The organism is Paenibacillus sp. FSL R5-0766, assembly GCF_037971845.1.
Taxonomy (GTDB): domain Bacteria; phylum Bacillota; class Bacilli; order Paenibacillales; family Paenibacillaceae; genus Paenibacillus.
Genome location: NZ_CP150227.1, coordinates 43,916 through 69,962, shown reverse-complemented (window position 1 = coordinate 69,962; position 26,047 = coordinate 43,916). Strand labels below are relative to the sequence as shown.

Here is a 26,047-nt window from a genome sequence, read left to right as displayed (position 1 = left end):
GGTTCACCCCTCTTTCTTTTCATTTAAATCCAGACTAATATCCAGGCTCTCAAAGGAATAGGTTAACCTGCCAACCGAAATTACATCCACACCACTCTCTGCAATACCACGAATGGTCTGAAGAGAAACGTTACCGGATGCTTCAACCTTCACATGAGGAGCCTGTTCACGAATAAGTTCAACCGCTTCACGCATCCGCTCTGGATGCATGTTATCCAGCATAATGATATCTGCCCCGGCTTGCAAGGCTTCTCTCACCTGCTCCAGATTTTCAGTCTCCACTTCAATCGTCATCGTATGTGGGATAACGGTTCGCGCACGCTGTACCGCCTCAGTGATTCCGCCTGCACCCTTGATGTGGTTATCCTTAATCATAACGGCATCGTACAGTCCAAATCGATGATTCGCTCCGCCACCCACGCGCACTGCATATTTCTCAAGTAATCGGTGGCCCGGCGTTGTCTTACGTGTATCCACGAGCCTGGTCTCAAGACCATCCAGCACATCCACGTAGGCACGCGTACGCGTAGCTATTCCGGACATACGTTGCAGCAAGTTAAGTGCCAGTCGTTCCCCCGTAAGCAGTGAATGTGTACTTCCCTCTACCTCGGCCAAAACCGTGCCATGGGTGACCTGGTCTCCGTCTGTTACCTTCGGTGTAAATACAAGATCAGGATCAACGACCTGAAATACAAGTTCAGCTACGGTCATGCCTGCAATAATACCATTGTCTTTGGCGTGTATAATGGCCTTGGATTGGTTGCCTGCCGGGATCGTCACACTTGTTGTAATGTCACCTGCACCAACATCTTCACGAAGCCAGTTTTTGATTGATTCGATAAGCCCTTCATTATATCCATTCAGTATCATGACATCAATTCCTCCACAATCGCTTGTTCTCGCTGCTGCAGACTATGCTTCTGCCACACGATATCATCACGCGCCGGGAAATCCTCACGATAGTGAGCCCCCCGACTCTCCTCGCGGTGTAATGCTCCGCTGGTAACTAACCAGGCACAGGTCAGAAGGTTGGCATACTCTAGCTCTTCTTTATGCGTGAGTGTCTGATCAAAAAATTGCAATTCCTGTTGCAGCTTGTCCATAGCCTTCTGCAGGTCCTCACCATTCCGACGCAAGCCTACCTGACGAACCATCATTTTCTGTAGTCGTAAGCGTCGTTCGGATACTGGCCTTTGCTCTTCCGTGATCTTGTTGATCTTGTTATTCATGCCCTCAGATGAAGGCGCAACCCCTCTTGCTTGTAATAAGCCAAGTGGAGGGAGAGATTGAATACGATCAACAATTCTCCGCCCAAATACAATCGCTTCTGATAATGAGTTGCTTGCCAGGCGGTTAGCTCCATGCACTCCTGTAGAAGACACCTCGCCACAAGCAAATAAACGGGAGATACTGCTCTCTCCACTAAGATCCGTTTTCACTCCACCCATCATGTAATGGGCAGCAGGTGCAACGGGAATCCAGTCGGTTGTCATATCCAATCCATAACGCATACAAGTCTCATATATGGTAGGGAACCGATGCTTGATCATCTCTGGCTGTTCATGCGTAATGTCCAGATACACAAAGGTACTGTTGGTGGACTCCATCTCACTAACAATCGCTCTTGCCACAATATCGCGTGGGGCCAGTTCAAGCTGGGCATGATAACGATCCATGAAGCGCTCGCCCTTCACATTGCGCAAATATGCCCCTTCGCCGCGTACGGCTTCTGACACCAGGAAACGCGGGGCTCCCGGGTAACAAAGAGAGGTGGGGTGAAATTGGATAAATTCCATGTCACGAACAATAGCCCCAGCCCGATAGGCCATGGCTACACCATCGGCAGTAGCTACATCCGGATTCGTCGTGTATCGGTACAGCTGCCCTGCTCCACCAGAGCAAAGAACAGTTGCCTGTGCCTTTACGAACACTTGAGATCCGTCATCCTTCTGAACCAGAGCACCAATGCATTCCCCTCGATCTCGATCTGTAATCAGGTCAACAACAAAATGCTCATCCCATACTTCAATCCCGGGATGCTCATTCACTTCAACAGCAAGCGCACGCACAATCTCATATCCTGTTGCATCTCCGTTGGCATGCAAAATACGGCGGTGGCTATGCGCACCTTCCTGCGTCAACGCCAACTCGCCGTTCTCCAGATCAAATAAAGTACCCAAACGAATCAGTTCCTTCACTCCGTCCGGACCCTCATTCACCAATACCTCTACCGCTTCGGAGCGGCATAAGCCCGCTCCTGCTACAAGTGTATCCTGCAAGTGGTAAGCAGGTGAATCATCCTCAGCAATAACCGCAGCGATGCCTCCCTGCGCATATCTGGTGTTACTTTCAAGTAATGACTTCTTCGTGATCATTAATACACGTTGTTGTTCACTTGCCTTAATGGCAGTAAACAAACCAGCAATCCCAGAGCCTATAACCAGTACATCCGTCTCTACCATGGGTAGCGCAGACAGATCAAAATCAACTAAATATTGCGGTATCATGTTATTCACCTGTCTTGGAGCAAGAGTAGCGCATCCTACTTTACCAACAACATGCGCTCTAGTGATTCTCTGGCTTTGTCGGCAACGGCCGGTGGCACGTAGATTTGCGGCTTCATCGTTTCCAGGCATTTTACCAGTTTCTTCAAGTTGTTTACCTTCATGTTGGGACATACAAGGAACTTGGTAGCGAAGTGGAACTGTTTATCCGGACTATCCAGACGAAGCTGATATCCTGTACCATCTTCGGTACCTACGATAAATTCCTTCGCTGATGAATTTTTGCAATACTCCAGAATAGCTGTTGTGCTGCCTACAAAATCACCCATTTCTACAACCTCAGGGCGACACTCTGGATGGACAACAAACTCTGCATTTGGGTGTTTGGCTCTCATCTCTACCACATCTTTGACTGTAAGCATATCGTGAGTGTTGCAGTAACCTTCCCAGATAATCATTTTCTTGTCTGTATGCTGCTGCACATAATGTCCCAGGTTTTTATCCGGTACCCAGATAATTTCGTCGGAATCCACCGATTGAATAACCCGGACTGCGTTCGCTGATGTACAACAGATGTCAGTCTCTGCTTTGATCTCAGCCGAGGAATTGATATACGTAACCACCTTGGCATTAGGATGTTGTGCTTTCAATTTGCGTAGTCCATCCACATTCACCATATCTGCCATTGGGCAGCCCGCACGTTCGTCCGGGATAATAACTGTTTTATTTGGCGCAAGAATTTTAGCGCTTTCACCCATAAAATGAACACCACAGAAAACGATCACATCTGCATCTGTTTGGGCTGCCTTCTGGGCTAATAGAAACGAATCTCCACGGAAGTCTGCAACCTCCTGTACTTCGTCACGTTGATAATAATGGGCAAGAATAATAGCATTACGTTCCTTCTTCAACACCATAAGCCGCTCACGCAGCTCGCGGTTCATCTCAGCCTTGCGCTCTAAAGCCAGAGCTTCCACCTGTGATCCTCTCCTTTATCGGGACAGCGTCATGCGCTGTTTCGTGGGCTAACCTAAGTCGTTATCTTCGCTTGAGAAACGAATCACAAGCGGTTTAACAACTAATTTACACAACGTTCACGACTCTGTCAATAAATGAAAAAGGCCCGGAACAGCGCTGTAACCACCTGTTTGCTAACTGGTTCGCCATCTAACTCCCGTTTATCTTTATCTATCCTCTTTTAAAATAATGGATAAAAAAAGAGAGCCTCGAGGGCTCTCTTGATTTCACCTGCTATCATAGCCAGATGTATTGTGCATTAAGACGTTGGCTTCGTTCCGCCATCATCCGGGTTATTGTTATTACCCTTTTCCAGATTCGGAGCTTCGTTTGGAATATCTCCTGCTGGTGGCTCAGGCGTTTCATCTTTACCTTGAATACGAACACGCACATCACCGATGGTATCGATGATTGGCTCTCCGCCTTCAGTTGGTGTGCCTTCACCATCATTGTCATTCTCTGCTTTTGGAGTCAAAGAACCTGTTTCGATCAATTGCTTGATCTGATCCATTTCCAATGTCTCAACCTCAAGCAAAGTTTGAGCGATCAGGTGCATCTCTTTTGAATGTTTAACAAGCAAGTCCTTACACTTCTCATAACAGTCATTGATAAAGCGTTGCATTTCCTGATCAATCTCGTAAGCAATGGAATCCGAGTAATTCTGTTCATGACCGATATCCCGACCAAGGAATACCTGTCCTTGTGAACTTCCGAATTGCATAGGTCCCAATTTCTCACTCATACCGTATTCCATAACCATGCTGCGAACAATACCTGTCGCTTGCTGGAAGTCACTGTATGCACCAGTACCAATTTCTCCGATGAACAATTCTTCAGCTACACGACCCCCGAGAAGCCCGGTTACTTTATCCAGCAATTCCTGCTTGGTAACCAGCATACGGTCTTCTTTTGGCAACATGATTACATATCCACCCGCACGTCCGCGCGGAATAATGGTCACTTTATGTACCATATCAGCATGTTCGAGGAAGTAACCTACAATGGTATGACCTGCTTCGTGATAAGCAACGATTCGTTTCTCGCGATCACTGATGACACGGCTTTTCTTCTCCGTACCAACGATGACACGGTCAATCGCTTCGTCAACTTCCTTCATGGAAATATCTTTACGGTTACGACGCGCTGCAAGCAATGCCGCTTCGTTCAAGAGATTTTCCAGATCTGCACCAGAGAAACCTGTTGTACGCTTCGCGATAATATCCATCTTCACATCTTTGGTCAGTGGTTTATTACGGGAATGTACTTTCAGGACAGCTTCACGACCTCTTACATCAGGGCGGTCAACCGTAATTTGACGGTCAAAACGTCCAGGACGCAGCAAGGCAGGGTCCAAAATATCTGCACGGTTCGTTGCAGCTATGATGATAATACCTTCGTTAACTCCGAATCCGTCCATCTCAACGAGCAACTGGTTGAGTGTCTGTTCACGTTCATCGTGACCACCACCGAGACCAGCACCACGCTGACGTCCTACAGCATCAATCTCATCGATAAAGATGATACATGGGGCATTTTTCTTCGCATTTTCAAACAAATCACGTACACGTGATGCACCGACACCGACAAACATTTCCACGAAGTCGGAACCTGAAATAGTGAAGAATGGTACACCCGCTTCACCGGCTACGGCACGAGCGAGCAATGTTTTACCGGTACCTGGAGGCCCTACGAGCAATACGCCCTTAGGAATCCGCGCACCTACTGCTGCGAATTTACGAGGGTCCTTGAGGAAGTCTACAACCTCAACAAGTTCCTGTTTCTCTTCGTCAGCACCCGCAACATCTTCAAATGTAACCCGCTTCTTCTCTTCGTTGTAGAGACGAGCACGGCTTTTACCAAAGTTCATTACTTTACCGCCGCCGCCTTGAGCCTGATTAAACAGGAAGAAGAACAGCAGGAACATAATGATCAAAGGAATAAAGGAAGTCAGCAACGTCAACCAAATGCTGTCACCTTTCATTGGCTCCTGATGATATTGGAAATTGTTAGTTTCACTTGCAGCTACAAGCTCACTAATTGCCTCATCCGTAGGAGGAATATACGTTGAGAAATTTTCTGATTTGGCGCCATCAGGTGCCTTCTTGTATTGACCGGTCACGAGATACGTTTGACCGTTGAATTGAACCGTCAATTCAGAGACATTGTTGGCTTTGATCGCTGCACGCAACTGATCATATCTAGGATTATCGGTGGCTTCGCCGCCATTGCTGACGAACTGGACTATCCCCACCACAACTAAAAAAAGAATCAAATAAAAACCAGAATTCCGGATGAACCGATTCATCCCCTACCTCCTCTCGAGACACTTTAATTATTTTAACATAGCCCGACATGGCTTCTCAACAGAAGCCAAGAACAGCTCAAGGCTTGGGTCGGGCAGGATATTAGCTACTATAGACTTCCGGCTTCAAAATCCCGATATAGGGCAGGTTCCGGTACTTCTCCGCAAAATCCAAACCGTAACCAACGATGAACGCGTCAGGAATGTCAAAGCCTGTGTAATGAGCTTCCAACTCAACTTTACGGCCTGAAGGCTTGTCGAACAGCGTAACCACACGCACCGACTCGGCACCGCGGTTTTCTAGCAGTTCAATCAGATAGCTGAGTGTAAGTCCGCTGTCGATAATATCTTCGACAATCAGAACTTCCCGTCCTTCAACGGATACATCCAGATCCTTAATGATTTTGACAACACCTGATGACTTGGTGGAAGCGCCGTAACTGGATACTGCCATAAAATCCATTTCAACAGGTACCGTTATGTTTTTAACCAAATCAGCCATAAATATAAACGCACCCTTGAGCACACAAATGACCAAAGGATTGCGATTTGCATATTCGGCACTTAGTGTTGCGCCTAATTCCTTGACTTTACTCTGAATTTCTTCTTCACTGATCAATACTTCCTGAATGTCGTTCTGCAACTGTGCGAACCTCCTAAGTTATACTATGAAAGCCTTACCTGAACCATAACCACTACCCCTGAATCGCTGAATCGCCTACAGTCATGTACAGGATTGCGGAAGTGCCCTCCCTGACAGGAGCCACATTGGACCGTCGAACACCCGGTAACCAGATAATATGACCTGCTCCATCACATACCACAGGAATACGTGGACGGACAGATGGGGGGATTTTCTCATCGATGAAAATATTTTTCACCTTTTTGCTTCCGTTTAATCCCATCACTTTCATGGTATCTCCAGGTAACCGTGAACGCACAACCAGCGGCATAAGCAGTTGATCCGCATCAAACGCGGCTTGATCCGCCGATTCCGGTACATGATAGTCCTCGGGACTCACCGTCATCAACCGAATATACCGGTTAATTGGGGTGAGTGAAAGCTCATAAGTTCCACTCCATTGCGCAAGACGATACTCGTAAGATTGATCCTGTACGTCCGTCCGTATGCCAAAAGAAATCAGATTATACTCCCGAGTGCAGGCGAGTGTCTGTCCTATATCCAGGCTCCAGGTCGTCACATGGGTCTCCATGACCTTGCGCCGAATGGTTTCTATACGGGTAAAGTCGACAAAATCACTGTCCAAAGGCAGATAATTCAATATTAGTTTAATCAACCTTCGTTGTAAAGCGACATGTAACTTCAAGAAGGAAGGCACCTCAAAGGTTTGCCTTCCGCCGTTCACCTGCACTAGACACCTGTATGTGTCATATGCACTCTGCTCCATGAAATCGTCTTCATCACCCACAATTTCGGCAAGCCGATTCAATGACGGCGTGAGTTGTCCATTATACTGCCCCAAAAAAGGAAGCACATCCAAGCGAATGGCATTACGCCGATATTTACGCAGGGCGTTGCTCTCATCATTGAAATACATAAAACCCTGGGTATTACAAGCTTCTACAAGGTCTGTCTTGTTTATACGAAGGCATGGACGAATAAGTTCCACATTTTTTTCTCGTCTTTTAAACTTCATTCCTGAGAGTCCCGACAAGCCGGTTCCACGAAGCAAATGAAGCATGACCGTCTCCGCCTGATCATCGGCATGATGTGCCAAAGCGATGCTTGCCGCATTATATTTGGAAGCCACTTCGTGCAAAAAGGCATATCGCTTGTTGCGGGCTGCTTCCTGTGGTCCTTGACCCGTCAGCTCCATATATGAAGGTACATCGGCCTTGGTCCATTCAAATGTAATACCAAGCTGCTGTGCCAGTTCCATCATTTTCTCGGCTTCATCATCAGATTCACTCCGGAAGCCATGATGCACGTGGGCACAGATCAATTCAAGTGGCACATGCCGCTTGCTGATCTCGTGCATGATATGCAAAAAAGCTACCGAGTCCGGCCCGCCCGATACTGCGACGACAATCCGATCCCCGGGAACCCATAACTGATGCTCTTCCGCTGCATCCAGCACGTTCTTCACCAGCATGTTCCAGCGTAAAGCCTCCATACCTGTTCCTCATTCCTTGCGTTATGTATATGCACTCTCACAGATCAGAAAAGTAGTGCATAGATGAGCACTCCAATAAGTAATATCACAGATACAGCGAATGCGTTCATAAGCCAGCGCGGTGTTGTACTTTTGGAACGACGGCGGAGAGGCGTGGGGCGTGCCATCATTTCCTTCCACCCTTGTGCCGCATGACCTGCATCACGAAACTGACCTCGTAATGCCTGAGTCGTCCAATTGCGAAAAGGACCCAGTCGTTCACTGCGCTCCACCAGCGCTACGAGCTGATTCACACTTCGCAGTTGCGGTAATCCTTCGGCCGCCAGTGCCTTGAGCGCGTCTGCTTCAAGTACATGAATCAATAATAATGCAAATGCAAATACATCATAGGTACCATCTGCCGTACGGCTGCCTGCATTCCAGAAGCCCCGATCATACCATTCGGTGAACTGTTTGACGCTTCGACCAATCGACGTAACTCCGCCGTAGTCGATCAATTCCACCTGCCCATAGTCGGATACCAACACATTCTGAGGTTTGAGATCACCAAACACCCATCCCGCCTGATGCAATTGTGCCAGCTTCTGCAAGAGTCTAAGTCCCACCAGAAGTGTCCAGTCTGTCCCCTGACGCCGAATGAAGTGATGAAGTGCCTCACCTCTAACGTAACGCATCACATAAAAGGGAATATCCCGGCCACGAACGGCATAATCATCCACATCTTTAAGATAGGAAGGAATGCCGCTCTGCCGAAGGGCCTCATGATTACGCTGTAGTTGAAAAGATTTGAGCACATTAACTTCCGATTGCAGATCAACCGGATCAAATCCCATTTTTAGCGCATAGTGTTTGCCATTTTCACCCCGTTGGACAAGAAAAACGATGCCATTAGCTCCTTTGCCCAGTAGCTTCCGAATCGTGTAACGACTGCGATTCCATTTCCCTGTAACCACTGTTCCTGGTGGGAAAGAGGCGTCAGACAACGTTGTCACCGAGCATCCCTTCTCTTTCAATGCGATAGTTCCCTTCTATTTCCTGCTGTTTCTCCAGTGTACCATAACGGTAAAAATCAATCACCTTCTGAATTGCAGGACCTGTCGGCGTTGCACCCTTCATCTGCAACCTTCCAAACAAGGACCGAACACGGCCTGGATCCGTTGTCCAGTCAATATCCATTACCGCATCTTCTCCACTGTGTCGTCCCGGAAAATGAAATACGGAAAGCTTGCTCTGACCTATACGCGCCTGCAAACTTAACATTAAATCACGAATGCCTTCTTCTACCGCAGCCAATTTGGGTTTCATGCTGGCACTAACGTCAATCAGCAATATCACCTGTAACGCTGTAGTTTCAGCCATATCATCCATCACTTCCACGACCCGGGCGCGTTGTGAAGGCTCCAGATCCGTTACCGTTTTGGGCTCCTTCTCTCCCAAAATTTGTGTTAACTCTCTATTAACCGCCTGCTGAATGGTCTGAACCACCGTTTTCCTTGTCATCATCTGCATCGTATGGGCAAGCTGCCGTGTACCTACAATTTGGCTGATTCCACCTCCGGCTCTGGCAATATCCTCAATCTCCCGACTGCCCAACTCACCAATGGTTCCATAATCAATCACGCCAACCACATTAACCGTAATCCCCTCTTCCTGTGCTTCGGCCGCTGCCAGCACTGGACTTGGTCCCACATTGGAACAACCGTCGGTGATCAATAAGATTTGCTTCATCCGATATCCCTCCGTTATTCGTTACTCTCCAACTCTATGACTAGCATTGCCAGAATGAAGAGACTTCAAACAGAAGAATATGCAATTAACTGACGGTCCGTGGACGCTCCATCCGGTTGATGCCAGGCACACGCAGTGTGGCCCATTCAGGGCGGAAATGCTCTACTTTTCCAACAACGACGGTCATATCATCCAATATCTCATGCTGCTGATATCTTATGACACTTTCAAGCAGGCAATCGGCCAAATCTTGCGGATCCTCTGTATCAATCTCTTGAATGAGCCGTTTCATCCATAACTCTTTGTTCACCGCATACCCCGGTGCATCATAGATGCCATCCGTCATCATAATGAGGATATCCCCCGGCTGAAGCTGCACCGTCACCAGATCCACTTCAATATCCTTAATAATACCGATTGGCAAATTGCTGGCTGAAACCTGAATAACCTCCTGTCCTCGTTTGATAAAACTTGGCGTCGATCCGATTTTCATAAACGTGGTCTCTGCCGTATATTCATCGATCAGCGCCATATCCACTGTGGCATACATCTCTTCAGGGGAGCGCAGCATCAGAACGGAGTTCACGGATTTGATCGCCAATTTCTCGTCCATGCCGGACTGTAACAACTGTTCCAGTATGTTCAGCGCCGCGCTGCTCTCCATGCGTGCCCGTTCTCCATTGCCCATTCCATCACTGAGCGCCACCGCGAATGTACCGTTGCCTAACTCGACCGTACTGAAGCTGTCGCCTGACATCACATCTCCCCCTTTTGCGGCGGCAGCAACACCCGTGGTTACCTCAAAGGTTTTGGCCGAACCAAACGTGACGGTTGCCAATCCCTGACGAGGGTCGGTCATGGTCTCATGCAAGACGGCAATATGCTCGTCCAGTACATCCGAGATCAGCGGAGCAATCATTTTCCGGCACTCATCGAATCCACGTGTATATGCATGTACAATCTCAATCTCTACATTGCCCGCTTCCAGATTGATGATCTCAATGGAGTGAATGGACAAGCCCAATGACTCCAGTGCGTCCCGAATCTGCTCCTCCTGCTGTACCATCTCATCACTTTCCCGCTGAATTTCCTTGGCCAGGTCCTCCATGACCTGAGATACACCGGACAATTGCTCTGCAACCAGCTGCCGGCTATCAATAATTTGACGCTTCCATTGCATGTTATGTTGATGCAGTCCATACTGGGCACGCATGACTTCAAGGACCTCTTCCGGTTTCGCACACACCCTGTTCCAGTCGACTGGAATCTGCTTGCCTGAGATCTCCGGGTTTCCTTCAATCGTACTCATCACGTCCGTCATATATTTGTAGGTTTGAATAAACTTCGCATCCCAGCATTGTGTACGCTTGAAGCAGCTTGCACACGTGCCCTCGGCAACCGCATTCATGAAATGGTCCATTCCACCTTCTTTCTGTACCTGCTCCCCTGCACCGGACATCTGATCGAAGCTGCGTGACAATTGACGAAATACCTGTGAGAACCGGGTTACCCGTTCTGCCGTGATATCCCGTATTCGTTTGGCATACTCATGCTGCGATTTGGTATGATCCTGCGTACCCGGTACATATTTGGATATCGCCGTCATCAGGCTTTTAGGTGTTAACATGAATAGTACGATAGCTGCACACGTCTCCCATAATGAGTTCATCACATCGCCCGGTCCGCCCAGATATATGGATAGAATGGACGAACCCAGCAGCATGCCCAGTGCAACCGCCGCACGTTTGCCTTCTCGAAGCATACCCGCCAGCATCCCGGCAAAAGCAAGCAGGCTCATCTGATACACTGCTGACATGTCAGCCAGACTCAGAATCAAGCCGGTAATGACGCCAACTGAGGCTCCAAGGGGGGCTCCGCCCACCAGCGCAAAGATTAATATGAGATAACGGGAGAGCATATGCTCGACGGATAAGGACTGAATGGTCCACCCTACGGCTCCCGTCATAACGGAAGCGAGCAATATGATCAGGCAGAGGATCTCCTCGTTCTTTAGGCTGAACTTTTTTTTGCGGTAGGTGAAAATCGGTATGGCTTGTATAAAAACAAGGGTGAGCACGAAGCTTAGTACGGAATCCATCGTGAGCATCAGCATGGCGTACCAGCTGAAGGATGGTCCAATCACAACCGCGAATAACTTGACCATAAATGTAGTCGTAAATACCATCGTTGGTGCATAAGATAATTCAGCACGATCATATGACTCCAGACCGCGGAAGAGCAGATAAAAGATGGCGATCTCCGATGCAACAATGAGTGGTACCGGAAACGGTGCAAAGAGACTACCTGCGAGTAAAGCGGCGCCTACCGGAATGATGTAATCCCTGCGCATGAAAGCAATTACGGCGAAGTAAGCAATGGCAAAGGGAGATAACTCATTCAGGATCATTGCCTTTCCGAGCAGGAACCCCATAAACGTAAGCAGCAGTACCCATTTGCGGGAAGCAACCATCTGGACAGCCTTGCGGGAGCCAAGCCATTGTTTCAGACGTACCGACAGCTCCTCCCGAGCTTCCGTACCTCCTTTACCTGCTTTCATTCCCGGAAATTGAATGACATTCCACTTTTCCATCATCCTCAAGGCACCCCATTCGATTAATTTGAATTTTCGTGTTTCGTTCTCGATGGTTCTGATTATAGATAGATTAGAAGAAGTAGTTTGTCAGAATAGGTGGGCAGGGTCCAAAAAGTTTACGACAAAAGAAACAAGCCTGGCGCGGTGGAGCGAAACCCCCGGCCTTATTGTGGTTTCATTCCTTCTCCTACTTGATTCCGACAATCGGAATGTCTGATTTTGAACCGAAGATGGTTTGGTCTCGCCATCATTTGAGCAGGATAACTGTGGAATGCCACGGAAACCTGTCGGTAAAAAATGGTAGACGACAAATGTTCTTATGGTTTCATTTTGCCGTGCAGAAAAACCGGGGATATGGAGCTTCACCTTACAAAAAAAGCTATTCAACTCCTTATCTGTGATAGAAACGCAAAAAAACCGCTAGCCCATGGGCTAACGGTTTTACTTATATGTTTAGATCAGGTTGTGACAGATTACACACGCTTGGCCCCACGGCCTCCGCGTTTGCCTTCTGTGTTCTTCTTAAGCGAAGAGATCCGCTCTTCACTATCTTTCAGGAAGCGTGACATTTTATCCTCAAATGAAGGTTTGCCTGCTGCGGGCTTGAAAGAACGGCCTCCGCGGTCACCACGGTTAAATCCACCGCCGCCACCACCACGACCTTGGCCACCACTTGGGCCTCCGCCGCTGAATCGTTCGCGATCTCCTCCACTGCGTTCCGGTCTAGGAGCTCTCGGGGGTCTAGATTGGGTTTGTTGCTCAACCGGTTTGTCAACAGCTTGCTTAATGGAAAGTCCGATCTTGCCATCCTTGTCAACGTTGATAACCTTGACTGTAACGAGGTCATTCAGCTTCAGGTGGTCGTTGACATCTTTGACGTAATTGTCGGCGATTTCCGAGATGTGAACGAGACCCGTGACACCTCCTGACAGATCCACAAATGCTCCAAAATGCGTGATTCCTGTCACCTTGCCCTCTAACTTGGTGCCCACTTCAATTGCCATAGAATAAAATGATCCTCCCTTAAAAATATACAACCCGATTTTTTGAATGCCAAAATCAATGCTGCGCTAATGTAATTATACCTTATGCCGTAAACCAAGGTCAACTGAACACTACCCCATCAGAGAGCCTATTTTTTCCGGTTTAACGGCTTCAGACACACGGATAACAAACCTAGCTCGGTAATGGACCGAATTCCATCAGTTCCCTGACTCTTCAACCTGGATCGGCGTTTCCTCAGGAAGATAATATCCTTTTTTCCGTGCCAGCTGTCCTATGTATTCAGGGTCATTCAACCGGCTGACTTCGTACTTCAACTGTTCCAGCTTCTTCAATGTATCTTCCTTTGAAGCTTGCTGAGTGGCCAGATGAGAACTCTTGTCCGAAATTTGTGCAGTCTGCACAAGGAATGTATATCCTGCCCATATTACAAATACAATCATAAACGTCATCCAAAGCATGAGGCGCCTTTTTGCACCGGCAGATTTTCCTTGGTTAGTTGGAGCCTTTGATCTGCCCACAGGTGTTTTACCCATTACGGACCTCCTTAAAACCAGCGTTTCCATATCGCTGCAATTCTTGTACCCACACGGATCATGAAGCGTGGCGTTACCCAATGTTTCAGGAGCGGCCTAAACATCCAGCGGAACAACTTGCCGAAAGGTACCAAACACTGCAGCACCAGCCTGCCCAGGAATAATAGTATCGCGATTACAAAACCGAATAATACGCGAATTAACTTATAAATTCCTTTAACCGGCATAACGATCAGGATGTTAAGGATATGTCCACACCAATGAATCAGCGTTCTTGCGAGTTTAATTAACATTACCACAAAACGCTGGGTTGTAACACTTAAAAGCCAAAAATAGAAGCAAACCCCTATAATCAGCCCCAAAAAGACATAAAACCGCAACTGTCCGTGGTTTCCGGCGTATAGCATCCGAAAAACGAACAGCGCGGAAGAAACCCAGTACAACAGATCGAGCGTGTGTATACTCCATCTCGGAAATCGCAGCTGTCCGGACAGTACCCGGTAACTGTCGTAGGCCATTCCCATCACGACCCCCGAGGTAAGCATCCACATCAATGTGATCCATTGAGTATCCGGACTCATCGGAACATCTTGCCAAACAGGCCTTTACCATTTTTGGGCTGGGAACCGGGGTCCAGATATTGGAGCGAACTGACTGTGCCTTCAATGGATAACAAACCTTCCTCCAGGCTCAGGTTTTTGATATGTAAATTGTGCCCCCGGATGGTCAGATGCCCAAGTTCAGTCTGCAGCAAAAATTCCTCACTGTCGAAGCTCTCCACGTTGGAGACACCCGTCAGATCCAGCAGTTTCCGATTCTGCATGCTCAGATGATGCTGTTTGGCCTTACCGTGCTCAACCATGGCATGTACCCCTCCTTCTTACACCTAGCTTATGGGTGTGGAGGTTGGAATAGAACCAGCGTTGTTGAACAAATAACCCAGCATCTAGTAAAAACAAAAACGCCCTTCCCTGTTACAGGAGGACGTTTCGATTCAACTTGCATTGAATGAATATTTAATACCAGATGTACTGTTACCAGTTCATTCCGTTATCCTTGGCGATCGGCTCTTCCTTCACCAAGGTGTAGAGGCTGCTCGCCTCATCCTTCTTGGTACTCTCGGCAATTCGTTCCACCCTCACGGTGACCAGTTTCTGACCGAACTGAACCGTCAGCTCATCGCCCACTTTGACAGCGGCGCTGGGCTTTGCTTCACGTCCGTTCACCAGAACACGTCCCTGTTCAGAGACGTCCTTGGCCACAGTGCGGCGTTTGATTAGCCGGGAGACCTTCAGGAATTTATCAAGACGCATTATTTTACGGCTTCTTTAAGTTTGTTGCCTGCTTTGAATGCAGGAACAGTGGACTCAGGAATCACGATTTCATTCCCTGTTTGTGGGTTACGTCCGGTACGACCGGAACGTTTGCGGGTCTCAAAAGTGCCAAAGCCGATCAATTGTACTTTGTCTCCGCTGGCAAGTGCATCTGTAATTTCTCCCAAAAAGCCGTTTAATACGGACTCAACGTCTTTTTTAGTCAAACCACTTTTGGTTGAAATGTTGTTAATCAGATCTGTTTTGTTCATTTTTAAAAGCCTCCCAAATTGAAAAAAAAGTATCTGCGATTCCTGGCAATACATCGATTGCCGCTGATTCGCGTTAGGTTACTACACATGTATTCTGGCTTGGCATCTGAAATCCTGCCTTAGTCCGCGACTTTTTTTAGCTTTTTGTCGATGGTCCGCAGGCAACAGTCTAAGACCAGTACCCGAAACCTTCCGTCGCTAAACACCTATCCCAGTCAAGACAGATGAACACATGTTCGTATATCATAACACACTGCATAACATGATGGAATAAGGTTTATCGGTATTTCCCAGAAAATTGAACCCGTTATAATCCTGCCTTCTTCGCATCCTGCCAGAATTGCTCCATCTCTTCTACATTGCTATCTGCTGGTGTTCTTCCCTGTTCACGCAAACGCTCTTCGATGTACTGGAACCGCCCAACGAACTTGCGGTTGGTCGCAGCAAGCGCCTCTTCCGGGTCCGTATCGATGAATCTTGCAACGTTGGCAGCTGCGAATAATAAATCACCCAGTTCGAGCTTCCGTTCTTCCGCAGACTGGCCTTGTTGCACCGCTTCTTTTAACTCCGCCAGTTCTTCCTCGATCTTGGCAAACACACCTTCAACATCATCCCAGTCAAAGCCTACTTTGGCTGCTTTCTTCTGTAACTTGTATCCCTTCATCAATGCAGGCAAGTCACGCGGTATACCATCCAGCACGGAAACCTTCTGCTGATCCTGGCCTTTGCGCTTCTTCTCCTCTGCCTTCATCTGTTCCCAGTTCTGAAGAGCTTCATTCGCATCTTCTGCCTGATGATCTCCAAAAACATGTGGATGACGGAAAATCAGCTTATCATTCAAACCTTCGATGACATCATACACATTAAATGTGCCGACTTCTTCTTCCATCTGGGAATGCAATATAATCTGCAGCAGCAGATCACCCAGCTCTTCTTTCATATGGTCGGGGTCATCCTCATCGATCGTCTCAATGACCTCATAGGTCTCTTCAATCAGGTTTTTGCGAATGGATTGATGCGTCTGCTCCTGATCCCATGGACAGCCACCCGGACTGCGAAGAATATTGACGATCTCATGCAAGCGCGCAAAGGATCTGCGACGCAGGGCATCATCGGTGTTCTTCGGTACATAGATCAGTGACAGATTACCATACCCTTCGATCCGGTCCAGTTCGTGCAATGGGATCTTGTGAATGACCTCCTGACCCTGCACACCCAACGCATGACCTACAAATACGGGATAATCATCCGGGTAAACCTCCATCAGGCATAGCTTCACATCTGAAGCAGTGAACACATCGTATACTTGTCCGATCAACGTATGTAACTGTGGTTGTACCAGTTCTGTGTTCAGGCTGCTGGCATCCAGGAGTTGAAACCCTTCGATTGGATCGAATCCAAGCCGGATAAAGGCTTCATCCAGGAAGCTCTCCCCGCCCATGACACGCAGTGAGATACCCATCTGCGGACAACGTTCTTTGAGCAGACGTACACTTGCCTCTGCCACCATCGGATGACCGGGTACGGCATACACAATCTCCGTTCCGGCCTCCCCCTTGCGAGCGGCTTCTATCAGTTGATTCGCGATCTCATCATATACTTCGGGGAAGGAGGACTTCGCCTCATATATAGCATCAAATGATGTCATCTCCAGTCCCTCTTGCTTCAGATCATTTAATACGGGATGATCCAGGGTGCGTACATACAGCGTAGCTGCATGTTTCATTTTTTTGATAATACCTACGGTCAGTTGGTCTGCATCTCCAGATCCAAGACCCACTACGGTTAAAGCTGCACTCATTACGTAAACCTCCATCCGGACTATCCTGTTGCAAGCTCACTAGTTCATCGTGCCTGAACAGGACTAATTACACGTATTATACCAGAATCATGCGATATCCTATAATTGCATATTAGCTGTGCTGGGTGCAGAAGCACCGTGAGCATGGAGCTAGCGCAGCACACGCAGTCTGCGCAGCAGCTTGGCAAGGCGAGGCCCCAACTTGGGCACAGCCGCCAGCTCTGCGGCGGTCAGTAGCCCTGTCCGGGCCGCCGCCAGCAAGAACACGGCCGAGCCTGCGGCAATGCCCAGCAGGCTCACGCCCATCGCGGCCAGCCGGCGATCGGCCGCGATACCCATGCCGCCGAGCACGGCTTCGGCGGCCCAGGCCGTGCCTACCGCCGCCAGACTCATGGCGGCGATCACCAGCGCCGGCTTCGCTAGGACGGCGCCAGGGGCAGGGCGCAGGGCGACAAGTCGCGCCAGCAGCGCCACATTCAGGCCAGCCGCCAGCATGTAGGCGACTGCGCCTGCCAGGGCCGCGCCGCTGATGCCTAGCGCCGGCACAAGCATGACGTTCAGCAGCGCCTTGACGCCTGCGGCGGCCAGCATGCTGAACGCGGGTGCGCGCACGGCGCCGAGGCCTTGCAGCAGCGCCGCCGCAATAATGCTGACGGTGCTGCCCGCAGCCGTCAGCGCCATGTACCGCAGTGCTTCGGTGCCTGCGGCATCTCCGTACAGCATGCGGTTAATCGGCTCCGCCAGCACCGCGAGACCCGCGGATGCCACCAGGCCGATCAACCAGAACCAGCGCAGCGCGAGGCCTGCTTGCTGCCGGACGGCTTCTGGCCCGCCCTTTAACCGGGCTTCCGCCATCGCCGGAATAAACAGCACAGACAGTGACGTAGCCAGCATCGTCACCAGTTGAACCAGCGGCAATCCACGGTTGTAGATGCCGAAGGAAACCATCGACTGAACCTCATCCAGCCCTTCTCCTCGCAGCAATCGGGGCACGGTGAAGGTATCCACCAGATTCATCAGTGGCACAGCCAGCGACCCGAGACAGACGGGAATGGCGTACATGAGAAGCGTCTTGATCCACTCCCCATTGGATCGTGATCTTTCTGCCAGACCAGGGTTAATAGCACTCACCGTTTTCTTCTGCGGCGTAACCGGTGTATTCTCCTGACGCTCATGACGATCTGATCCAACCTCTCCGCTGTTACTGCTCCATTCCGAATTCAACTGTTCGGTGACTACTTCCCTGCCTTTCCTCCGATGACGGACCATGTACCCTAACATGGTTAACAGCCCAACCATTCCACCAGCAACGGAGCCCATCATGGCACCAGCAGCAATAGTCTCAAGCGAAGCGTCCCGTCTCATCAACCACAGAAGCAAAACAATCATGACGGTGACACGTATCGTCTGCTCCACCACTTGTGATACCGCTGTTGGAACCATCTGTTGTAATCCCTGAAAATATCCACGCAGCCCTGTCATCACCGGTACGAACAATAACGCCCATGAAGCTGCACGAATCGATGGAACCACATGGCGGTTGCCAATCATGTCAGCGATCAGCGGCGCACCTGCATACATCAAGAGCGCCATTATAATTCCAATTCCCCCGAGCAGTAGGGAAGATAGTCGAATAATTCTTCTGCTCTCGTCTGGTCTTCCGAGTGCGTTCTGTTCTGCTACGAATTTGGATACGGCCAGAGGCAGCCCTGCAGCAGCAAGCGTGATAATGAGCATATATAACGGATACACCGTATTGTAGATGCCAAATACACCGTCTCCCCCCAGATTCTGCAGCGGAATCTTCTGAAAAGCACCAATAATTTTAGAGATAATGGCAGCAAGCCCAAGTATAAATGCACCCTGTAGCAGCCTTGAGCCTGTAGACGGCTGTTTCATAATTCCCTCCTGCGTAATCCTTTTAAGCATACCTTGATATTATACCTGCCTGAAGGCACACAGACTAACCCTCCCAGCACAATTATCCGGATCTACTTCTCTTTGTCCCTTTAAAATGCAAAAACTCCCGTATGCCCAAAACAGGGCACCAGGAGTTGATCTGCGATCTATTGTTCCATTTGCTTGCCAAGGAAACCAGCAGCCGTCTCAGACATCTTCACTTCCATCTGAGACATCTTCACCGATTCATCCTTATTGAACATGATCACCGTTCCGATGGGGTCACCACCCGAGATAATCGGCGCAATAACAAAAGAGGATAACGTCTCGTCATGATCTTTGCTAAGCTCATAAGAACCATTGTTTGTTTCCAAAATGGTCTTTCTGTTTTCCATACACCCCTCTAACAGTTGACCTACCTGCTTGTCCAAATATTCTTTCTTGGAGCCGCCTGCCACCGTGATAATGGTATCCCGGTCAGAAATCATCGTTACATGTCCTGTACTCTCATACAGGGATTCTGCATATTCTTTGGCAAAATCACCAAGTTCGCCAATTGGCGAATATTTTTTAAGGATAACTTCTCCATCACGATCCACGAAAATTTCCAGTGGATCACCTTCACGAATACGTAACGTACGGCGGATTTCTTTTGGAATGACCACACGACCAAGGTCATCTATACGGCGGACAATACCAGTAGCTTTCATTTCACATGTTGCCCCACTTTCTCGAGAAGATTTTTCAACTACTGTTCCTTAATGGGTAGAGGAAAGTCCCAGAACGTTTAGTGTGATATCTTGACCATAGTATTCATCTGTTCCCATTTCCTTATACATGCTTCGGAGAATATAGTTGTGTAACTTTCGAAGAAGGCGACCATGTACCCATACAGCTTGAATATATAAAAAAAGAAGCAAGAAGGAGGTCCTAAGTCCTCCCCTTGCTTCTCTGTATGGTTGTCCATATTTACGTAGCACAAGGCATTCATTCGGGCGAATTCAACCCTGAACGTATGCTAACACAGCAATTTTCCCAGCTTACTTGCTGCTTGTACCTTCATCTGTAGTTGCATCTTTGTCTGTTCCAGTCGTACCTTGGTCAGTCTTGGTATCCGTACCTGTGGAGTCATCCGTTTTTGGTTCGGTTGTTTTCTCTCCTTCAGTTCCTGTACCCGTAGTACCTTCAGTCGTACCTTCTTCAGCTTTTTCTGTTTTTGGCAGTTTAACTTCTTTTACGATTTTGTCCAATTCATTTTGCATGAACGTATCGATTTCAGCTGCAGCCAATTGGCTCTTCAGACTTTCTTTTTGTTCAGCCGACAATTTAGTAAAGTCCGCTTCCGTACGGGATTCTACTTTTATAATGTGATAACCATATTCTGATTCTACAGGATCACTGATCTTATTCAATGGCAGTGTTTTAGTTGCTTCTTTGAAGGAATCGACCCAGTTGGCCACTGGTGCATCTTTAAATAACCCACCATCAGCAACTGAGTTGGTATCGTCAGAATATTCTTTCACCACTTCTGCAAAGTCAGCTCCACCATCCAGTTTGGCTTTAACTTCTTTTGCAATTTTAAGTGCATCTTCTTTTTTACGCTCTTTTTGTGTTTTGGAATCTGTAAATCCAATCAGCACGTGACGAACGGAAGCCGTTGTGAACTGATCTTTGTTTTTCTCAAACTCAGCCTTGATTGCGTCGTCCGTAACGCCTGTTTCTTTATCTTTGATTACTGTCATGATCCGAGTCATGTAGTCTTTAATGTTGTCGTCAGTCAGTTTCTGAGCTTTGAGCATTTCTGTCCATTGATCTGCCTGAACAGAAGCTTTCATTTTATCGAATTGCTCAGTTGCCGCTTTTGTACCTGCTGTTTTGGCTTCTTCACTTGCTTTGCCACTCAGATATTCATAAGCAACTTCCTGTTTTACCAGATACTCTTTGAAATCGTCCATATCCATCATTTGTGCATACTCCGGATAGAGGAATTTCATGACACGTTGCTCCATATCGAATTCATTGGCTGTAATGGTACCACCATCATACGTAGCGACTACAGCACTTGTATCCGTGGATTCAGGTGTTTTTGCTTCTTCCTTCTTGCCACATGCAGCAAGCAGTGATAAGGATAGTACTGCAACCATGCTCACAGACAGTACTTTTCCTACTTTTTTATACTTTGGTAACATCCTTTAGTTCCCCCTTTGATTTAAAAGCAGTTTTCATGGACTCCAGAATTTTCTCTACCAGCTCCATCAGTTGCTTATCCCCAAGCCCCTTGCCTTTTGCGTGAATCAGCATATGGGGTCCTTGTTCAAATTGTACACGTCTTTCGAACTGATTTCCAATGTGCGCGATTTTCGAGAGTTCAAAGGCATGTTCACGCCCTTCATAGAACTTCACGGTAATGTCCTCACCACGTTGGGAAATGGACTCAATACCGTAGATTTTGCCGTATACTTTCATCCGCGCAACAGCCAGCAAGTTATTGACAGCTTCCGGAAGATCACCGAATCGGTCAACCAATTCGTCTTCCAACTCCATCGCATCGTCGAAGGATGCAATGACCGCCACTTTTTTGTAGATCTCAATCTTCTGAATACTGTCATAGATATAATCGGACGGCAAGTAGGCATCGATACTGAGATCCAGCGTTGTGTTCCACTGGTCTGAAGGTACCGGCTCTTCGCCAAGCATCGTAACTTTGCGTTTGTTGATCTCCTCTGCGAGCATCTGGGAATACAGATCAAACCCGACGGAAGCGATGAAACCATGCTGCTCCGCTCCTAGCAGATTTCCCGCACCACGAATTGACAAGTCACGCATGGCAATTTTGAATCCTGAACCCAGTTCGGTGAATTCCTTGATTGATTGCAAACGTTTCTCAGCAACTTCAGTAAGCACTTTATCCCGTTGGTACGTAAAATAGGCATACGCAATACGGTTGGAACGACCCACACGTCCGCGCAGTTGATACAGCTGGGAGAGTCCCATTTTATCCGCATCATGTACGATCAGTGTATTTACGTTTGGAATATCTACCCCGGTCTCGATGATACTTGTGCTCACAAGCACGTCATATTCACCATCCAGGAAGTCCAGAATCGTTTTCTCCAGCTCTGTTTCCGACATCTGACCATGTCCTACACCAACTTTGGCTTCAGGCACAAGTTCAGAAATTTCGGCTGCCATCTCCTGGATTCCCTGAACACGGTTGTAGAGGTAATACACTTGCCCACCACGGGCAAGCTCACGCTCAATCGCTTCACGTACAAGCGCCTGGCTGTGTTCAACCACATAGGTCTGCACCGGGAAACGATTCTCTGGTGGAGTCTCGATAACGGACAGATCACGCACACCCAGCATGGACATATGAAGCGTACGCGGAATCGGCGTTGCCGTCAGCGTCAGCACGTCCACATTGGTTTTCAGCTTCTTCAGTTTTTCCTTATGGGTTACACCGAAGCGCTGTTCTTCATCAACAATGAGCAGTCCCAGGTCCTTGAACACCAGATCCTGCGACAGCAATCGATGCGTCCCGATGACAATATCCACTGTGCCTGCCTTGATGCCTTTGGCTGTTTCATTCTGCTCTTTACGGGAGCGGAACCGGCTAAGCACATGAATGTTGAACGGATAACCGGAGAAACGCTCACGGAACGTCTCAAAATGCTGCTGTGCCAAAATGGTTGTTGGCACGAGTACAGCCACCTGTTTGCCTTCAATAGCTGCTTTAAATGCAGCCCGAATAGCGACCTCGGTTTTGCCGTAACCAACATCCCCACACAATAAACGATCCATTGGACGGTTTTGTTCCATGTCCTTTTTGATTTCTTCGATCGCACGCACCTGATCACGTGTCTCATCGTAAGGGAACATGTCCTCAAACTCCTGCTGCTCCGCGGAATCCTTGTCGAATCCAAACCCTTTGGAGGTCTGACGCTCTGCATACAGCTTAATTAGATCATCAGCAATATCCTGTACGGATGTGCGGACTTTATTTTTAACCCGTGTCCACTCATTGCCGCCCAGCTTGTATATTTTCGGTTCTTTTTCTTCGGAACCAACATATTTCTGAATCAGATCGATCTGCTCAATAGGTACAGACAGTTTGTCTCCACCCGCATAGAGAATATGCATGTAGTCCTTATGAATACCGCCAACCTCGAGGGTGCCGATCCCCAGGTACTTACCAATCCCGTGGTTCTGGTGAACGACATAATCGCCCACTTTTAGCTCGCTATAGGATTTGATCCGTTCAGCATTATCTACATTCCGAATCGGTTTGCGTACTTTACGTTGTTTTTGCGAGAACATCTCGCCCTCGGTCACAACAGCCAAATGAATGGACGGCATTTCAAATCCCGTTTGCAAGTTACCGATCATCATCTCTGGCTCTGGAATATCATAGTCCATCAGTACCCGGCGCATCCGCTCGAGTCGTTCCTCACCGTTCGCCAGCATGAGTACTTGAACTCCGGCCTTCTGCCAGCGCTCCATCTCTGCCTTCAGTACGTTCATCTGTCCATGGAAATCCTGCATGCCACGACTGATGAAGTTCAGAATGTTCTGTGGTTGGGTATGTGGAACTTGGCGCAAAAAGATCGACATAAACAGCGTCTGGAATGGACGCTCATACAAGAGTTCATCACCGTCTGCGGATAATGGAAGATCCGGAAGTGTTTTTCCGTTTTGCATCAAATGCAGGTTCCACTCTGATTCATCACGGTCGAGCTGTTTCGATGTCTCCGATAGTCTGGCAGGCTCATCAAGAACCAGCAGGGTATCTTCTGGCATATAGTCGTAGATCGTTTTGTTCTCCGGATAGAGCGGAGAAATATATTTATACATTTCGGAGAAATACACGTGTTCCCGCAAAAGCTCAATCTCCCGGTGAATTTCCTCACGAAGACGCAACTTCGCCTGCCGGTCCGTCATTTTCTCCAGCTGTTGCTCCAGCAAAAGAGCAGCCGCGTCGGCAGCCTTTTCCATACGTTCACGATCTGCAATTAACTCCTTGCATGGTAAAACCGTAATTTCTTCAATCCGTTCAATCGAGCGTTGATCTGCTGGATCAAATGTCCGAATGGAATCGATTTCGTCATCAAATAACTCCACTCGATATGCGATCGATGAAGTAACCGGATAGAAGTCGATGATACCTCCGCGTACACTCATCTCACCACGAGATTCCACGCGTTCCACACGCTCATATCCGAGCTTTACCATCTCCAGCAGGAAGGAGTCCAGTTGAAGTGTGTTGCCCTGTTTAATCAAAATTCGAGCATTGGCCATCACTTCCGGAAGTGGAACATAACGTCTTACCCCGGAAAAAGGAATAACAACAACGCCCCTGAATCCCTGGGCGCAGCGGACCAACACATCAATACGCTGACCCAATGTTTCCGGGCTGGAAACAGCAGCTTCCGCAGCGACAAGTTCGTTGGCAGGATAGATCAACACCTGATCAGGTGAAAGCGCTTCCTGTAAATCTTCTGCAATTTTTTGAGCTGAAAACATATTATGTGTTACTACGAGCAATGGTCGGTTCATTTCCTGATGCAAGGCAGCCAGCATAATCTGACGCGCCGAGCCGGATAAACCCGAAACCAATTGTTCCTTCATGCCGGACTTGATTCCGGCTGTAATGGATCCGAAGTCCGGATCTTTGGAAAAAGCCTGTATAAGTGCTTGTAACAAAAGGGGCACCTCTCTTATAACTTACTTGATTATCTCACGCATACGCGTAGCATCACTATTAAAATGGATACAAATTCCTTTTTGTCCTGTTTCATCATATCGGATTACTCGCAACATTGCCACATCTGTTGATGCGGCTGGGCCTGATTTCGAGATAGCCATGACTTTCATGCCAACTGAAAAGAAGCCTCAGCAGGCTGCCAAGGCTATAAAAGGTGGAGCGTTATTACGCAACCGCCCTCAACTGTCATTCGATCCTGTACAGGCGATGTCTACTGAAGCGGACTCGCGAGCAGGCTAAGCTCCGGATTGTGCTCCAGGGCTTCCTTACAGTAATCACATGTAATCCGAACGGTAATGTCACCACCGGAATTATACGCTATTATATCCCTCCGCTCGTCGGGGGTCAAGAAATGAAAGCCGAGTTCTACTTCCGTTATCCGGGCAGAATCGATTCGTCCAATAAAGGTACGGCAATGCCGACATACGTAATTCACTGACATGTTTATGCCTCCTGAACATGGTTTATACATCCAGTATGTCCAGTATGGCTGAATCGAACCCGTCTTTTATGATCATTTTACCAGTATGTCTTACAAAATTAACCGTTAAACTTCGCCATTGTTTGTTCAAACGTATGAGTCAAGCTATGCTCCAGAGCATCACACGTTTGCTCAATGGTCTGATCCAGGGCTTCTTTTTCTTTCTTCATGAATGTCGACAGTACATAATCAACAATGGCATGTCCTGGTTCGGGCCGGGATATTCCCATGCGTACGCGGTTAAACTGCTGTGTACCGGTATGCTGAATAATGGACTTGATTCCATTATGTCCGCCTGCACTACCTTGATAACGCAATCTGACTTTGCCAATCTCTGTATCCATGTCGTCGTACACAACAATCAGATCTTCAAGACTAACTTTATAAAAATCCATATATGCTCGAACCGATTCACCAGACAAGTTCATATAGGTCATTGGTTTGATCAGTACGGTTTTCACACCGCCAATATTGCCTTCTCCAATCAGCGCCTTACATTTATTCTGTGTAATGGAGATATTATGACGATCAGCCAACCGATCCAGTGCCATAAAACCGATATTATGACGGGTTTTGGCATAGTTCGAGCCTGGATTTCCAAGTCCGACAATCCACTTCATCTTGTTCCCTCCTTCGGATTAGCTTGAGGTGAGGCATAGACTTCGAATGTTATATTTCATATAATATCAGGAAAGTAAAGATC

Annotated in this window: 22 protein-coding genes; all 22 read right to left on the bottom strand. The window is 48.0% G+C overall.

Going from position 1 to position 26,047, the window contains the following annotated elements:
- Positions 1 to 3 precede the first annotated feature (3 nt).
- On the bottom strand, positions 4 to 870 hold the full coding sequence (gene nadC, locus MKY66_RS00320; RefSeq protein WP_076216752.1) for a carboxylating nicotinate-nucleotide diphosphorylase: 867 nt from the start codon (positions 868 to 870) through the stop codon (positions 4 to 6).
- A complete protein-coding gene (nadB, locus tag MKY66_RS00315; protein ID WP_076216753.1) occupies positions 867 to 2,507 on the bottom strand; it encodes an L-aspartate oxidase in 1,641 nt (546 codons plus the stop codon). The genes nadC and nadB overlap by 4 nt, the downstream gene beginning before the upstream one ends.
- Positions 2,508 to 2,542: 35 nt before the next feature.
- Positions 2,543 to 3,481: a quinolinate synthase NadA gene (gene nadA, locus MKY66_RS00310; RefSeq protein WP_036606114.1), complete on the bottom strand. Its 939-nt coding sequence runs from the start codon at positions 3,479 to 3,481 to the stop codon at positions 2,543 to 2,545.
- 299 nt (positions 3,482 to 3,780) lie between these two features.
- Positions 3,781 to 5,826 carry an ATP-dependent zinc metalloprotease FtsH gene (gene ftsH / locus MKY66_RS00305; RefSeq protein WP_036606115.1) on the bottom strand — a complete coding sequence of 682 codons (2,046 nt, stop codon included), beginning with the start codon at positions 5,824 to 5,826 and terminating at the stop codon, positions 3,781 to 3,783.
- 100 nt (positions 5,827 to 5,926) lie between these two features.
- A complete protein-coding gene (gene hpt, locus MKY66_RS00300) occupies positions 5,927 to 6,466 on the bottom strand; it encodes a hypoxanthine phosphoribosyltransferase (RefSeq protein WP_017691352.1) in 540 nt (179 codons plus the stop codon).
- Between the two features lie 52 nt (positions 6,467 to 6,518).
- Positions 6,519 to 7,958 carry a tRNA lysidine(34) synthetase TilS gene (tilS, locus tag MKY66_RS00295; RefSeq protein WP_076216754.1) on the bottom strand — a complete coding sequence of 480 codons (1,440 nt, stop codon included), beginning with the start codon at positions 7,956 to 7,958 and terminating at the stop codon, positions 6,519 to 6,521.
- Between the two features lie 44 nt (positions 7,959 to 8,002).
- Positions 8,003 to 8,950 (bottom strand): protein kinase, encoded by a 948-nt coding sequence (locus tag MKY66_RS00290; RefSeq protein ID WP_036606117.1) that lies wholly within the window; start codon positions 8,948 to 8,950, stop codon positions 8,003 to 8,005.
- Positions 8,934 to 9,686 carry a VWA domain-containing protein gene (locus tag MKY66_RS00285; RefSeq protein WP_076216755.1) on the bottom strand — a complete coding sequence of 251 codons (753 nt, stop codon included), beginning with the start codon at positions 9,684 to 9,686 and terminating at the stop codon, positions 8,934 to 8,936. Before MKY66_RS00285 ends, MKY66_RS00290 begins: the two co-directional genes overlap by 17 nt.
- Before the next feature lie 85 nt (positions 9,687 to 9,771).
- Positions 9,772 to 12,279 (bottom strand): stage II sporulation protein E, encoded by a 2,508-nt coding sequence (gene spoIIE / locus MKY66_RS00280; protein WP_179088588.1) that lies wholly within the window; start codon positions 12,277 to 12,279, stop codon positions 9,772 to 9,774.
- 473 nt (positions 12,280 to 12,752) lie between these two features.
- The gene (locus MKY66_RS00275) at positions 12,753 to 13,283 is read right to left on the bottom strand and encodes a S1 domain-containing RNA-binding protein (protein ID WP_017691357.1); all 531 of its coding nucleotides are present in this window, start codon (positions 13,281 to 13,283) and stop codon (positions 12,753 to 12,755) included.
- A 198-nt stretch (positions 13,284 to 13,481) separates the two neighbouring features.
- The gene (locus tag MKY66_RS00270; RefSeq protein WP_017691358.1) at positions 13,482 to 13,817 is read right to left on the bottom strand and encodes a septum formation initiator family protein; all 336 of its coding nucleotides are present in this window, start codon (positions 13,815 to 13,817) and stop codon (positions 13,482 to 13,484) included.
- An 11-nt stretch (positions 13,818 to 13,828) separates the two neighbouring features.
- Positions 13,829 to 14,398 carry a spore cortex biosynthesis protein YabQ gene (gene yabQ / locus MKY66_RS00265; protein ID WP_076216756.1) on the bottom strand — a complete coding sequence of 190 codons (570 nt, stop codon included), beginning with the start codon at positions 14,396 to 14,398 and terminating at the stop codon, positions 13,829 to 13,831.
- On the bottom strand, positions 14,395 to 14,679 hold the full coding sequence (gene yabP / locus MKY66_RS00260; protein ID WP_076216757.1) for a sporulation protein YabP: 285 nt from the start codon (positions 14,677 to 14,679) through the stop codon (positions 14,395 to 14,397). The genes yabQ and yabP overlap by 4 nt, the downstream gene beginning before the upstream one ends.
- Before the next feature lie 172 nt (positions 14,680 to 14,851).
- Positions 14,852 to 15,130 carry an RNA-binding S4 domain-containing protein gene (locus tag MKY66_RS00255; RefSeq protein ID WP_017691361.1) on the bottom strand — a complete coding sequence of 93 codons (279 nt, stop codon included), beginning with the start codon at positions 15,128 to 15,130 and terminating at the stop codon, positions 14,852 to 14,854.
- Entirely contained in the window at positions 15,130 to 15,402 is a 273-nt protein-coding gene (locus tag MKY66_RS00250; protein WP_017691362.1) for an HU family DNA-binding protein, read from the bottom strand. Before MKY66_RS00250 ends, MKY66_RS00255 begins: the two co-directional genes overlap by 1 nt.
- Before the next feature lie 307 nt (positions 15,403 to 15,709).
- On the bottom strand, positions 15,710 to 17,203 hold the full coding sequence (gene mazG, locus MKY66_RS00245) for a nucleoside triphosphate pyrophosphohydrolase (RefSeq protein WP_076216758.1): 1,494 nt from the start codon (positions 17,201 to 17,203) through the stop codon (positions 15,710 to 15,712).
- 150 nt (positions 17,204 to 17,353) lie between these two features.
- The gene (locus MKY66_RS00240) at positions 17,354 to 19,102 is read right to left on the bottom strand and encodes a polysaccharide biosynthesis protein (RefSeq protein ID WP_076216759.1); all 1,749 of its coding nucleotides are present in this window, start codon (positions 19,100 to 19,102) and stop codon (positions 17,354 to 17,356) included.
- Positions 19,103 to 19,269: 167 nt separating this feature from the next.
- Positions 19,270 to 19,812 (bottom strand): stage V sporulation protein T, encoded by a 543-nt coding sequence (spoVT, locus tag MKY66_RS00235; RefSeq protein WP_076216760.1) that lies wholly within the window; start codon positions 19,810 to 19,812, stop codon positions 19,270 to 19,272.
- A gap of 330 nt (positions 19,813 to 20,142) precedes the next feature.
- Positions 20,143 to 21,291 carry a peptidylprolyl isomerase gene (locus tag MKY66_RS00230; protein WP_076216761.1) on the bottom strand — a complete coding sequence of 383 codons (1,149 nt, stop codon included), beginning with the start codon at positions 21,289 to 21,291 and terminating at the stop codon, positions 20,143 to 20,145.
- Positions 21,275 to 24,802 (bottom strand): transcription-repair coupling factor, encoded by a 3,528-nt coding sequence (mfd, locus tag MKY66_RS00225; RefSeq protein ID WP_076216762.1) that lies wholly within the window; start codon positions 24,800 to 24,802, stop codon positions 21,275 to 21,277. Before mfd ends, MKY66_RS00230 begins: the two co-directional genes overlap by 17 nt.
- A gap of 272 nt (positions 24,803 to 25,074) precedes the next feature.
- Positions 25,075 to 25,305 (bottom strand): anti-sigma-F factor Fin family protein, encoded by a 231-nt coding sequence (locus MKY66_RS00220; protein ID WP_017691368.1) that lies wholly within the window; start codon positions 25,303 to 25,305, stop codon positions 25,075 to 25,077.
- 98 nt (positions 25,306 to 25,403) lie between these two features.
- Positions 25,404 to 25,964, bottom strand: coding sequence for an aminoacyl-tRNA hydrolase (gene pth, locus MKY66_RS00215; RefSeq protein ID WP_036606126.1), 561 nt, complete (start codon positions 25,962 to 25,964; stop codon positions 25,404 to 25,406).
- Positions 25,965 to 26,047: the final 83 nt, after the last annotated feature.

What these genes read in the sequence shown, in the direction of transcription:
- nadC (WP_076216752.1), bottom strand. Translation starts at nt 870, where the DNA reads ATGATACTGAATGGATATAATGAAGGGCTTATCGAATCAATCAAAAAC.
- nadB (WP_076216753.1), bottom strand. Translation starts at nt 2,507, where the DNA reads ATGATACCGCAATATTTAGTTGATTTTGATCTGTCTGCGCTACCCATG.
- ftsH (WP_036606115.1), bottom strand. Translation starts at nt 5,826, where the DNA reads ATGAATCGGTTCATCCGGAATTCTGGTTTTTATTTGATTCTTTTTTTA.
- tilS (WP_076216754.1), bottom strand. Translation starts at nt 7,958, where the DNA reads ATGGAGGCTTTACGCTGGAACATGCTGGTGAAGAACGTGCTGGATGCA.
- MKY66_RS00285 (WP_076216755.1), bottom strand. Translation starts at nt 9,686, where the DNA reads ATGAAGCAAATCTTATTGATCACCGACGGTTGTTCCAATGTGGGACCA.
- spoIIE (WP_179088588.1), bottom strand. Translation starts at nt 12,279, where the DNA reads ATGATGGAAAAGTGGAATGTCATTCAATTTCCGGGAATGAAAGCAGGT.
- MKY66_RS00275 (WP_017691357.1), bottom strand. Translation starts at nt 13,283, where the DNA reads ATGGCAATTGAAGTGGGCACCAAGTTAGAGGGCAAGGTGACAGGAATC.
- MKY66_RS00270 (WP_017691358.1), bottom strand. Translation starts at nt 13,817, where the DNA reads ATGGGTAAAACACCTGTGGGCAGATCAAAGGCTCCAACTAACCAAGGA.
- yabQ (WP_076216756.1), bottom strand. Translation starts at nt 14,398, where the DNA reads ATGAGTCCGGATACTCAATGGATCACATTGATGTGGATGCTTACCTCG.
- yabP (WP_076216757.1), bottom strand. Translation starts at nt 14,679, where the DNA reads ATGGTTGAGCACGGTAAGGCCAAACAGCATCATCTGAGCATGCAGAAT.
- MKY66_RS00255 (WP_017691361.1), bottom strand. Translation starts at nt 15,130, where the DNA reads ATGCGTCTTGATAAATTCCTGAAGGTCTCCCGGCTAATCAAACGCCGC.
- MKY66_RS00250 (WP_017691362.1), bottom strand. Translation starts at nt 15,402, where the DNA reads ATGAACAAAACAGATCTGATTAACAACATTTCAACCAAAAGTGGTTTG.
- mazG (WP_076216758.1), bottom strand. Translation starts at nt 17,203, where the DNA reads ATGAGTGCAGCTTTAACCGTAGTGGGTCTTGGATCTGGAGATGCAGAC.
- MKY66_RS00240 (WP_076216759.1), bottom strand. Translation starts at nt 19,102, where the DNA reads ATGAAACAGCCGTCTACAGGCTCAAGGCTGCTACAGGGTGCATTTATA.
- spoVT (WP_076216760.1), bottom strand. Translation starts at nt 19,812, where the DNA reads ATGAAAGCTACTGGTATTGTCCGCCGTATAGATGACCTTGGTCGTGTG.
- MKY66_RS00230 (WP_076216761.1), bottom strand. Translation starts at nt 21,291, where the DNA reads ATGTTACCAAAGTATAAAAAAGTAGGAAAAGTACTGTCTGTGAGCATG.
- MKY66_RS00220 (WP_017691368.1), bottom strand. Translation starts at nt 25,305, where the DNA reads ATGTCAGTGAATTACGTATGTCGGCATTGCCGTACCTTTATTGGACGA.
- pth (WP_036606126.1), bottom strand. Translation starts at nt 25,964, where the DNA reads ATGAAGTGGATTGTCGGACTTGGAAATCCAGGCTCGAACTATGCCAAA.